Consider the following 10,574-nt stretch of genomic DNA (forward strand, 5'->3'; position numbering starts at 1 on the left):
GTGCCACCCGCGCTCGGACGAGGACGGCGGCTCAGCCCCGTGAAGCCTGGGCGTAGGCCACGGCGAGCTGCCCGGCGAAGCGGGCGTTGTTGGCGAGGAGCGCGAGGTTGGCGCGCAGCGACTTGCCACTGGTGCGGCGAGCCATCTCGGAGAGCAGGAAGGGGGTCACGGCCTTGCCGCGGACGCCCTGCCGATCGGCCTCGGCCATGGCCGCGGCGATGTGCAGCTCCACGTCGGCGCGAGGCAGCGAGGTCTCCTCGGGAGGAGGCACCGTGAAGAGGACGCCACCCTGCCCCAGCGTGTCGAAGCGGGCCCGGAGGATGCGTGCGCCCGCGGTGGCGTCGTCGACCCGGTGCTCCAGCTTCAGCCCGGACGAGCGGCTGTAGAAGGACGGAAGCTCATCGGAGCCCACGCCGATGACGGGCACGGCGGCGGTCTCCAGGGCCTCCAGGGTCTTGGGGAGATCCAGCACGGACTTGGCGCCGGCGCACACCACGGCGACGGGGAAGCGAGCCAGGGCCCAGATGTCCTGGGAGATGTCCATGTGCTCGGCGACGCCGCGGTGGACGCCGCCGATGCCACCGGTGGAGAAGACGCGGATGCCCGCGGCGGCGGCCAGCTCGCAGGTGGCGCTCACGGTGGTGCCTCCGGTGGCGCCCTGGGCGATGGCCACGGGGAGATCTCGCGAGGCCAGCTTGAAGAGCCGCTCACGGCCCTCGGCGAGCCGGCGCATCTGGGACTCCTCGAGTCCGATGAACACCTGACCATCCACCACGGCGATGGGAGCGGGCACGGCACCGGCGCGGCGCACGGCCTCCTCGCAGGCGCGCGCGGCCCCGAGGTTGTCCGGGTAGGGCAGCCCTTGCGCCACCACGCTCGTCTCCAACGCCACCAGCGGCACGCCCTGCTCCTTCGCGCGCCGGACCTCTTCGGAGTAACGCAGTTCCATGGGGGGCATATACGCCACGGGCCCGAGGGCAGGACAAGCACGGAGACACGGCGCCTCCCGGGGAGCGTTGGGCGCCGGTCAGGCGTGGGACGAGCCGCTGGCGGAGCTGGCGGGAGGAGCACAGGTACTCAACGTGGACGGACGCGCCGTGTTGCTCCGGAGAGGCCGCTGAGTCTGGGAGCGCGGGAGCATTGCCAGCACGCACGGCTGGCGGTATGCCGCCCTCGCCTTGAGCACCACCACCACCGCCGTGCCCTCCCCGGCCGCCCCTCGCGCGTTCTCCCTGTCGGATCTCGCCCTCGTCCTGGTCGTCATCATTTGGGGCACCAACTACACGGTGGTGAAGGAGTCGCTGAGCACCTTCCCGCCGATGGCCTTCATGGCGTTGCGCTTCGGGCTGGCGGCGGTGGCGATGGCGGTGGTGCTGCACGCGCGCGAGGGTTGGAAGCCCCTGCCCCGGGCCACGCTGCTGAAGCTCGTGGTGCTCGGGCTGGTGGGCAACACGCTCTACCAGTTCTGCTTCGTGATGGGCCTGGCGCACACCACGGCGGCGAACAGCGGGATGCTCGCCTCGGGCACGCCGGTGGTGACGGCGCTGCTGGGCGCGGCGCTGGGGGTGGACAAGCTCCGCCGGCCGCTGGCGATGGGACTGCTGCTCGCGATACCGGGCATGCTGCTGATCGTCAGCGCCCGAGGGCCCGAGCTGGACGCATCGACGCGCCAGGGAGACTTCCTGATTCTGGGAGCCTCGCTGTGCTGGGCCCTCTACACGGTGGGCATCCGCACGATTGGCCCCGAGGTGTCGGCGCTGCGCATCACGGCGCTCTCGATGATCACCGGAGCGCCCGGGGTGGTGCTGATGGGGCTGCCGTCGGTGATGGCGCTGAAGGTGGAGAGCATCAGCGCGGGGGCGTGGTTCGGCGTGGTGTACTCGGCGCTCATCCCGCTGGTGCTGGCGTACGTGGTGTGGAGCCGCAGCGTGCAGGAGGTGGGGAGCAGCCGGACGGCCATCTACAACAGCGGAACGCCGGTGGTGGCGGCGCTCACCGCGTGGCTGGTGCGAGGCGAGCGGCCCACGTGGATGCAGGCCCTGGGCGCGCTGCTGGTCATCTCCGGAGTGCTGGTGAGCCGGAGGCGCTGAGCCTCACGCGCGCCGCCGCGACACGGTGAGGCCGTAGTCCTCGATCTTCTTGTCGAGCGTGGGGCGGCTGATGCCGAGCAGCTTCGCGGCGACGATCTTCTTTCCCCCGGCGGTGCGCAGGGCCTCGGCGATGGCATCGCGCTCCAGCCGGGAGACGCGCTCCTGCAGCGTCAGCTGGGGAGGCGAGGCACTCCCGGCCTGGATCTCCGGAGGCAGCGCCAGCGCGTGCACCTGCGTGCCGGCGTGCACCAGCGCGAGCCGTTCCGCGAGCAGCTCCAGCTCGCGAACGTTGTGGGGCCACTCGTAGTCCCGGAGGAGCTGGCGTGCGTCGGGGTCGAGCACGGGCGGCTCCATGCGGATGGCACGGGCACCGCGGGCGGCGAAGAGCTCGAAGAGGATGGGGATGTCGGCGCGCCGCTCGCGCAACGGAGGAACGGCCAGCTCGAGTCCGGCGAGCTGCCGGAGGAACGAGGCATCCACCTCGCCCTTCAGGACGAGCGCCTGGAGCGAGGCATTCGCGGTGACGATGAGGCGGACGTCCACGGGCTCCTCGCCCCCTTGCAGGGCGGGAGCCGTCTTCCGGGCGATCAACCGGGCGAGCCGCTCGGCGAGGGGGCGCGGGAGCAGCTCCACGTGGTGCAGCAGGAGCGTGCCGCCATCGGCGCGCAGCAGGGCGGAGGCCACGGGAGGCTGTCCGGGCACGCTGGAGCGCCCGAGGAGCACCTCCTCCAGGGAGGAGGCGGGGTCGCGGCAGTCCACGCGGACGAGCGGCCCGAGGGCGCGGGGCGAGCGCGCGTGGATGTAGCTGGCGCAGAGGGACTTGCCGGCGCCAGGCGGGCCGAAGAGCACCACGGGGGCGGCGCTGGCGGCGGCGCGGCGGGCCTGCTCCACCACCTTGCGGAAGGGGCGCGAGTTGCCGGCCATGTCCACGCGAACCAACTGCCAGGTCTGGGTGCCCGCGCGAGAGCGCACGGCGGCGTAGGCCTCGCCCCCGAGCCGCCCGAGCATGGCGGCGAGCCGCGCGTCGGCATCGGAGAAGTCCGGCTCCGAGCGCTCCAGGTAGAGCACGCCGAAGGGCAGCCCGCCCGAGGCCACGAGCGGCGAGCACAGGACGCCAGCGGCGCGGCCCTGCTCGGAGTGCTCCAGGGTGGCGCGAGCCATGTCACGGGGCACCTCCACGGAGGGCTTGCCCACCACGGCGGCGGTGAGCAGCCCCTGGGTGTCGCCGAGGAGGGCCGCGGCCGCGTCGGCATGCAGCGCATGGAGGGAGGCCTCGGCGATGCGCCGCAGCACCATGGCCTCGCTGGTGGCCCCCAGCAGCGCCGCGCCCGCCGAGTACAGGGCGGCCTCGGTGCCGACGTGGGGCAGCACCTCCTCGACGTGCAGGAGGCTGGTGCCCTCGGGGACGGTGCCGGCGAGCGAGGCGGCGCCGAGCGGCTCGACGAGCACGGTCGTCTTGCCCACCTGGACGCGGTCTCCGGGGTGGAGCAGCACCTCGCCGGAGACGCGCTCGCCATTGACGGAGGTGCCATTGCGCGAGCCCAGGTCGGCCAGGTGCACCTGTCCCTCCTGCACGAAGAAGCGTGCATGGCGGCGGGACACGTGGTCGTCCTCGGGGAGGGGAATCTCACACGAGGGGCTGCGGCCGATCGTCGCCTCGGCCTGGATCTCGAAACGCAGGCCGGCGGAGGGGCCGGAGAGGAGCAGCAGGGCGGGCATGGCGGGCGGCGGCGGATGGTACCACCGCCCTGCTCACATCGGGCGCTCGGCGTTGAGGAGCGCGCGGACCTCGTCCTCTTCCAGGGTACGTCCCTCGCGGCTGAGGGCGATCGCGTTCACATCGGCCTCGGCGATCTCCACCTGGGCGCCCTTGCGCCACTCGGTGGTGTGGACGGCGCCGTCCACGAGCCGGCCGACGATGATGCCCTCCTCCCAGGAGAGCACCTCGGACCAGAGTTGCTCGGTGACGGAGTTGCCCTCGGGGTGGGTCTCGAAGGGGGCGCGCACGACGAAGGTGAGCGGCTCCATGAGGCCGCGGCGCAGGAAGCGGGCCTTGAAGGCGGGCAGGTGGGCCTGGGCCTCCTGGTGCATGGACTCGGTCTGCGCGGTGGGCTCCTGGGCGAAGCGCTCGCGGAAGGGGCGCAGCAGCTCCGCGGTGTTGTGCCGGCCCTGGGGCGACACCACGGTGAGGAAGAGCCCCTCATGGCCCTCGAAGGCCTCCAGGGGGACGCCGAGCAGGTTGGTGCGCGCCTCCTCCGAGGGCACCATCATGAAGGTCTGCCCCTCGCTGGTCCCCATCTCCTTGCGCAGCGGAGGCCCCTGGCCGAACGCCAGGTCGGTGCACAGCTCGTGGAGGAAGGCCTCGGCGGGCAGCAGGTCCTGCTCGCCCAGGTGGAAGATCTCCAAGTCCCTCGCGCCGAACTTCTCCATGCCGTGCGAGTGCACCCACAGGGGGGTTTCCCCCTCGATCACCTCCACGGCGTGGAGGTTGACGTGGTCGCGGATGTCGAAGTCCAGCTCGGTGATCTCGGCCACGTCCTCGGACTCGTGGACCTTGGACGAGGTGATGTCCACGAGCACCCCCTCCACGTGGGCCAGGACGATGCGGGCGCACATGAGGGCCACGAAGACGGGCACGGTGGGCTGGGTGGAGCTGGTCTCGAAGGCGAAGCGGTAGAAGGCCTGGGCGCGGGTGAGCGCCTCCAGGGCGGGCTCGCTGCCGGAGAACATGTCCGGGGTCCATTCGGCGGGAGCGGACCGCTGCTCGAAGACGATCTCCACCCGGGACTCCTCGGCCTCCACGGTGAAGCCGTGGCCGTCGGGGGCGGTGGTGAAGCCCATCTCCTCGGACTCGAAGGCGCCGCGCAGCTCGTCGATCGGGACGGGCGAGGCGCGCGAGATGGCGACGAGATAGACCTCCATCACAGGTGCTTCTCGATCTGTCGGAAGAGGTCCACGCGGTCCACCAGGTTCGTCAGATAGTCCAGCTTATCCGTCGGGAGAACGAGGACGGGGGACATCTTGTAACCACTGAACCATTCCTCGTACAGGGCGTTCAAGCGGTTGAGGTAGGCGGTGGGGATGTCCTGCTCCATCTCCCGGCCGCGCAGGCGGATGCGCTGGCGCAGCGTCTTCACCGGGCAGCGCAGGTAGATCATCAGATCCGGCGGGGTGAGCGTCTGGGCGAAGGTCTCGTAGAGGCTGCAGTACATCTGCCAGTCGCGCTTGTCGATGTAGCGCTGGCGGTGGAGATTCTTGGCGAAGATCTCCGCGTCCTCGTAGAGGGTCCGGTCCTGGAGGGCGGTGCCGGGCGAGCGCTCGAGCTCGCGCTGGAGGCGGAACTTGGCGGTGAGGAAGAAGAGCTGGGAGCGGAAGGCCCAGGTCTTCATGTCCTTGTAGAAGTCAGCGAGGTAGGGGTTCTCCTCGTTGGGCTCGAAGAAGGGGGTGAGGCCGTACTTCCGGCAGAGGAAGGACGTGAGCTCCGTCTTTCCGGCTCCGATGTTGCCCGCGATCGCGATGAACTTCTTCTTGGCCAAAGCACCGCGCTTGTACCCCCACCGGGCGGCGCACACCAGAACCAAGGTGGCATGCTAGATACGGGCCTTCATGTCTCCACCCGTCCCACCCCCTCCCATCGCCGGGCGCGCGAGCGTGCGGGCGGTCGCTGGCACCTTGGAAGAGGTGTGGGCGGCCCCGCTGTTCGGGCGTTTTTGGCGGGACACCGGGCGGCGCGCCGTGGTGGGCTGCCCGTAGGACGCTGACGAGGGTTTCCAGGATGCTCCGCAACTTGTTGTGCATGGTGGTCGCGGTGGTCGCCACCGCCATCTTCTTTCCCATGACCGTGGTGGTGGCGCTGGTCACCCTGAACCCGGGGGCCACGGTGTGGGTGGCGCGCCGGCTGTGGTCGCCCATCCTCATCGCGGCGGGAGGGGCGAAGGTGGTGGTGACGGGCCAGGAGAACGTGGACCCGAAGCGGCCCACCATCTACGTGTCCAACCACCAGTCCACGCTGGACATCCCCATCCACTTCGTGACGGTGCCGGTGAACTTCCGGTACGTGGCCAAGCACCAGCTCAAGTACGTGCCGCTGATCGGCTGGTACCTGTGGTTCGCGGGGCACATCTTCGTGAACCGGAGCCGGCGCGACAAGGCCATCGCCTCGCTGGACGCCGCGGCGGCGAAGATCCGCGCCGGCACGAGCGTGTTCCTCTACCCCGAGGGCACGCGCTCGGACGACGGCAGCGTGCTGCCCTTCAAGAAGGGCCCCTTCGCGCTGGCGCTCAAGAGCCGGGTGCCGGTGGTGCCCATCACCATCGAGGGCTCGGGCTCGGTGATGCCGAAGAACTCGTGGAACATCAAGCCGGGCCCCGTGTACGTGAAGATTGGCAAGCCCATCGACACCACGGGCTTCGACGAGGATGACCGCGAGGGGCTGGCCCGGGCGGTGCGCGACGTCATCATCCAGCAGAGCCTCGAGCTGGGCGGCAAGGGAGGCGATCCCGACAGGGCCACCGCCGCCGCCGGAGTCGAGGGGAACGCGCCGTCCCGCCGCAACGCCTCCTGAGGAGACCGTCTCCCCGTGCGCCTTCCCTCCCCCGATTCCCGTCTTGATGTTCGCCGGCTGCGCACCTGGGCGGGTGTGGCCGTGCTCGGACTGGGCCTGGTCACCGGCTGCCGCCATGGCGGCGCGGCCGAGCGCCCCCTGGACGCGCGAGCGCAGGCCCGCGAGTACCTGACGAAGAAGCAGCCCGAGCGGGCCCTGCCGCTGCTGGAGGCCGAGTCCGCCCGGGCGCCGGAGGACCTGGAGCTGGCGCGGATGCTGACGGAGGCCCAGGTGAAGGCGGGCCACACGGACGCGTGGATCGCCGAGCTGCAACGCCGCAACGCGCAGGCGGAGCGGGCGGTGAACCACTACATGCTGGGGCTGGCGTACTTCTCGCGGGCGTCGGACGCGGGGGGGCCGGCGGTGGCGGCCTTCGAGCGGGCCGTGGAGCTGAAGCCGGACGAGCCCGAGCTGCACTACCGGCTGGGGCTGGCCCGGCTGGAGTCCGAGCAGTACGCGGAGGCGGTGGGTCCGCTGCGGCGCGCGGCCGAGCTGGCCCCGGAGCGCGCGGGCATCCGCCTGCCGCTGGCGAAGGCGCTGCACCGGACGGGGGACGCGGCGGGGGCGGTGGCGGCACTGGGAGCGCTGGTGCGGATGAGCCCGAGCCCCTCGGAGGTGGCCACGGCGCGGGCGCTGATGGATCAGATCGCGGATCCGTTCGCGCGCTTCCCGAAGGCGGCCGAGCCCAAGCTGGAGGAGGGCCTGCGCTACCTGAGGGAGCTGGACGCGCCGCACCCGGCGATCGTGGCGTTCGAGGAGGTGCTGCGGGACTACCCGGACGTGGCGGTGGTGCACGCGCTGATGGGGCTGGCGTGGCAGCGGCTGGACGACGCGGGCCGGGCGGTGGAGGAGTTCAAGCGGGCCATCGAGCTGGCGCCGGAGGATGGCAAGAACCACTTCTACCTGGGCGAGCTGTACCTGGGGAGGCAGCGGCCGGAGGCGGCGCGGACGCACCTGGAGAAGGCGGTGGAGCTCAACCCGCTGCAGGACGTGGCGTGGTTCCGGCTGGGGGACATCTACCTGGAGCAGAGGAACCTGAAGGCGGCGGGCGAGGCCTTCCGGGTGCTGACGTACCTGGCGCCGGACGAGGTGGCGCCGAGGGGCAAGCTGGCGCTGGTGCGTCAGCTGGAGGGCGACTGGGCGGGCGCCGAGCGGGAACTGCTGCACGTGGTGGACAAGGATCCGGACAACGTGGAGTTCACGCTGCGGCTGGGCATCCTCTTCACCGAGCAGGCGAAGCAGTCCTCGAAGCCGGAGGAGCGGAGGGAGGCGGCCGGGAAGGCGGAGCGCTGGCTGCGCAAGGTGCTGGAGGCCCAGCCGGAGAACGCGGTGGCGTCGAGGGCGCTGCAGCAGCTGAAGAGTCCCTAGGGCCTGGTAGCCAGCGGGAGCCCGGACCCTCTACACTGGGGACTCGATGAGTGAAGGTGCCAAACAGCCCCAGCAGCCGCGCGGGACGCCGTCGTCGACGAGCATGCCCCGCGTCTCGCAGACGAACAATCCGCGCGTGATGAGCGCCGCGCGTACGGCGCCCCTGCCCAAGGAGCAGCAGGGTCCGCTCAGCCAGAAGCTGAAGGCCGAGTCCGCCAACGTGGCCCTCAACGCCCTCTCCATCGTGAAGGAGAAGGTGGAGGAGTTCCGCGAGCAGGACAGCTTCTTCAAGTACAAGGCCTTCATCGTGGCGGGCTGGGTGTTCCTGTCCGTCAGCACGTTCGGCATCACCTGTGCCCGAGGCAACGTGAAGCAGACGGGAGACTTCGGCGCGAAGCTGGTGCCCGTCACCAGCCGGGCCTCGCTGACGATCATGAACAAGAGCGAGGACGCCTGGGAGAAGGTCCACATCGTCGTCACGGACAGCCGGCGGGTGGAGTGGAATGCCTTCGTTCCGCGCGTGGAGCCGGGCAAGGACATCACCATCACGCCCAAGCAGCTGCTGAACGCGAGCGGCCAGGCGGCGCCCTCGGACATCAAGATCGTCGGCGTCGAGATGCGGACCGACGACGGCGACGCAGTGCTGCTCGAGAACGGCAAGAACCTCACGGACGCGCAGTAACCCGGAGCGGGCGTCGAGGGCACCCGGAGCCCTCCGCCCTTCCCTTCCCCGCACAGCGGACTCCCGAAAGCGCGAGAGCGCCCTTCCCCGGAGGGAAGGACGCTCCCGTGCACTGCCTTTGAGACGGCCGACTACTCCGCCTTGGTCTCCGTGGCGCCAGCCTCGGTGTCGACCGGAGCGGCCTTGGCGGGACGATCCACCAGCTCCAGCAGGGCCATCTCGGCGCCGTCACCGCGACGGAATCCGAGGCGCACGATGCGGGTGTACCCGCCCGGGCGGTTGGCGTAACGGTCCTTGTACTCGCTGAACACCTTCTGGAGGATGACGCGGTTGCGAACCGTCCGCTCCGCGAGGCGCACGTTGGCCAGGCCACCGCGCTTGCCGAGGGTGATGATGCGCTCGGCGATCGCCCGGGCCTCCTTGGCCTTGGGCAGCGTGGTGCGGATGGCCTCGTGCTCGAGCAGCGAGGTGACCATGTTGTGGAGCATCGCGAGCCGGTGGCTCGTGGTGCGGTGGAGCTTCCTCTGGCCTACCTTGTGACGCATGGTGCTGACCTCGGGCCCTTTCGGGGCCCACCACTCCGGCCGTACGAGGTACCGGGTGGGAAGGATGGAACCGGCACGGGCTCCACCGTTGCTGTGTTGGGCCTGGGAGGGCCCCCTCCTCCCTCGGGGTATGCGGCCATGCCGCCCCGAGGGACGAGGTGCTGCGGGAGTCTACTAGGCCTTGGGAGCGCCGGGGGGCACCACGCCACCCGCCGTCGCCGCGGCGGCGGCCGCAGCAGCAGCAGCCGCACCCGGAGCGGGCGCGGGCGGGGTCTTCGGGGGCCAGTTCTCCAGCTTCATGCCGAGCGACAGGCCCATCTCCGCGAGGATCTCCTTGATCTCCTTCAAGGACTTGCGGCCGAAGTTCTTGGTCTTGAGCATCTCGGCCTCGGTGCGCTGCACCAGGTCGCCGATGGTCTTGATGTTGGCCTGCTGCAGGCAGTTGGCCGAGCGCACGGAGAGCTCCAACTCGTCCACCGAGCGGAAGAGGTTCTCGTTGAGCTTGGCCTCCTCCTTCGGGGCCTCGACCGCCACGGGCTCCTCGGTCTCGTCGAAGTTGACGAAGACGGTGAGCTGCTCCTTGATGATCTTGGCCGCGTAGGCGACGGCGTCCTGGGGCGTGACGGAGCCGTCCGTCCACACCTCGAGGGCGAGCTTGTCGTAGTCGGTGACCTGGCCGACGCGGGCGTTGGTCACCTGGTAGTTCACCTTGCGGATGGGCGAGAACAGCGAGTCGATGGGGATGGTGCCAATGGGCGAGCCCGCCACCTTGTTGGCCATGGCCGGCACGTAGCCGCGGCCGCGGCGGCACGTCAGCTCCATGCGGACCTTGCCACCCTCGGAGACGGTGCAGATGTGGTGACCCGGGTTGAGGATCTCCACGTCCTGGTCGGTGATGATGTCACCGGCCTTGATCTCCTTGGGGCCCTCGGCCTCGATGCGGATCGTCTTCGGCTCATTCGTGTGCATCCGGAGGAGGACCTCCTTCAGGTTCAGCACGATGTCCGTGACGTCCTCCGCCACCTCGGAGATGGTGGTGAACTCGTGGTCCACGCCCTCGATCTTCACCGTGGTGATGGCGGCACCCTGCAGGGACGACAGCAGGACGCGGCGCAGCGAGTTGCCCAGCGTGGTGCCAAAACCGCGCTCGAGCGGCTCGGCCACGAACTTGGCGTAGGTAGGGGTGAGGGAGTCCTGATCGACCTCGAGCCGGCGGGGCTTGATGAGGTCACGCCAGTTCTTCGCGAGGAAAGAGTCAGCCATGGTCTTCTGCTCCTGGGAACGTG

The 10,574-nt window shown here is 70.4% G+C and carries 10 protein-coding genes; 4 read left to right on the forward strand and 6 right to left on the reverse strand.

The annotated features are described in order from the left end of the window. Positions 1 to 31 precede the first annotated feature (31 nt). On the reverse strand, positions 32 to 949 hold the full coding sequence (locus tag VFZ09_RS22705; RefSeq protein WP_329729743.1) for a pseudouridine-5'-phosphate glycosidase: 918 nt from the start codon (positions 947 to 949) through the stop codon (positions 32 to 34). A gap of 229 nt (positions 950 to 1,178) precedes the next feature. On the opposite strand from VFZ09_RS22705, the gene VFZ09_RS22710 reads away from it, so the two are divergent. After that, positions 1,179 to 2,090, forward strand: a complete 912-nt coding sequence (locus tag VFZ09_RS22710) for a DMT family transporter (RefSeq protein ID WP_329729744.1) — start codon at positions 1,179 to 1,181, stop codon at positions 2,088 to 2,090. 3 nt (positions 2,091 to 2,093) lie between these two features. Here VFZ09_RS22710 and VFZ09_RS22715 read toward each other — a convergent pair whose 3' ends face one another. The 3 genes from VFZ09_RS22715 to VFZ09_RS22725 are packed head-to-tail and all read right to left on the reverse strand — an operon-like array spanning position 2,094 to position 5,626. After that, a complete protein-coding gene (locus VFZ09_RS22715) occupies positions 2,094 to 3,809 on the reverse strand; it encodes an FHA domain-containing protein (protein WP_329729745.1) in 1,716 nt (571 codons plus the stop codon). A 33-nt stretch (positions 3,810 to 3,842) separates the two neighbouring features. Next, positions 3,843 to 5,015 carry a hypothetical protein gene (locus VFZ09_RS22720; protein WP_329729746.1) on the reverse strand — a complete coding sequence of 391 codons (1,173 nt, stop codon included), beginning with the start codon at positions 5,013 to 5,015 and terminating at the stop codon, positions 3,843 to 3,845. Next, the gene (locus VFZ09_RS22725) at positions 5,012 to 5,626 is read right to left on the reverse strand and encodes a deoxynucleoside kinase (protein WP_329729747.1); all 615 of its coding nucleotides are present in this window, start codon (positions 5,624 to 5,626) and stop codon (positions 5,012 to 5,014) included. The genes VFZ09_RS22720 and VFZ09_RS22725 overlap by 4 nt, the downstream gene beginning before the upstream one ends. A gap of 239 nt (positions 5,627 to 5,865) precedes the next feature. Here VFZ09_RS22725 and VFZ09_RS22730 point away from each other — a divergent pair, with 239 nt between their 5' ends. From VFZ09_RS22730 to VFZ09_RS22740, 3 genes are read left to right on the forward strand one after another with little or no spacing between them, the layout of a single operon-like run. Then, a complete protein-coding gene (locus VFZ09_RS22730) occupies positions 5,866 to 6,654 on the forward strand; it encodes a lysophospholipid acyltransferase family protein (RefSeq protein ID WP_329729748.1) in 789 nt (262 codons plus the stop codon). Between the two features lie 15 nt (positions 6,655 to 6,669). After that, a complete protein-coding gene (locus VFZ09_RS22735) occupies positions 6,670 to 8,061 on the forward strand; it encodes a tetratricopeptide repeat protein (protein ID WP_414640731.1) in 1,392 nt (463 codons plus the stop codon). A 46-nt stretch (positions 8,062 to 8,107) separates the two neighbouring features. Then, positions 8,108 to 8,743: a hypothetical protein gene (locus tag VFZ09_RS22740; protein ID WP_329729749.1), complete on the forward strand. Its 636-nt coding sequence runs from the start codon at positions 8,108 to 8,110 to the stop codon at positions 8,741 to 8,743. Positions 8,744 to 8,874: 131 nt separating this feature from the next. Here the strand turns inward: VFZ09_RS22740 and rplQ are convergent, their stop codons facing one another. Both rplQ and VFZ09_RS22750 read right to left on the reverse strand, forming a co-directional pair. Further along, positions 8,875 to 9,288: a 50S ribosomal protein L17 gene (gene rplQ, locus VFZ09_RS22745; RefSeq protein WP_329729750.1), complete on the reverse strand. Its 414-nt coding sequence runs from the start codon at positions 9,286 to 9,288 to the stop codon at positions 8,875 to 8,877. Between the two features lie 174 nt (positions 9,289 to 9,462). Then, on the reverse strand, positions 9,463 to 10,551 hold the full coding sequence (locus VFZ09_RS22750) for a DNA-directed RNA polymerase subunit alpha (protein ID WP_329729751.1): 1,089 nt from the start codon (positions 10,549 to 10,551) through the stop codon (positions 9,463 to 9,465). Positions 10,552 to 10,574: the final 23 nt, after the last annotated feature.

It is taken from the genome of Archangium sp. (assembly GCF_036277355.1).
GTDB lineage: Bacteria > Myxococcota > Myxococcia > Myxococcales > Myxococcaceae > Archangium.

What these genes read in the sequence shown, in the direction of transcription:
- VFZ09_RS22705 (WP_329729743.1), bottom strand. Translation starts at nt 949, where the DNA reads ATGGAACTGCGTTACTCCGAAGAGGTCCGGCGCGCGAAGGAGCAGGGC.
- VFZ09_RS22715 (WP_329729745.1), bottom strand. Translation starts at nt 3,809, where the DNA reads ATGCCCGCCCTGCTGCTCCTCTCCGGCCCCTCCGCCGGCCTGCGTTTC.
- VFZ09_RS22730 (WP_329729748.1), top strand. Translation starts at nt 5,866, where the DNA reads ATGCTCCGCAACTTGTTGTGCATGGTGGTCGCGGTGGTCGCCACCGCC.
- VFZ09_RS22740 (WP_329729749.1), top strand. Translation starts at nt 8,108, where the DNA reads ATGAGTGAAGGTGCCAAACAGCCCCAGCAGCCGCGCGGGACGCCGTCG.
- rplQ (WP_329729750.1), bottom strand. Translation starts at nt 9,288, where the DNA reads ATGCGTCACAAGGTAGGCCAGAGGAAGCTCCACCGCACCACGAGCCAC.
- VFZ09_RS22750 (WP_329729751.1), bottom strand. Translation starts at nt 10,551, where the DNA reads ATGGCTGACTCTTTCCTCGCGAAGAACTGGCGTGACCTCATCAAGCCC.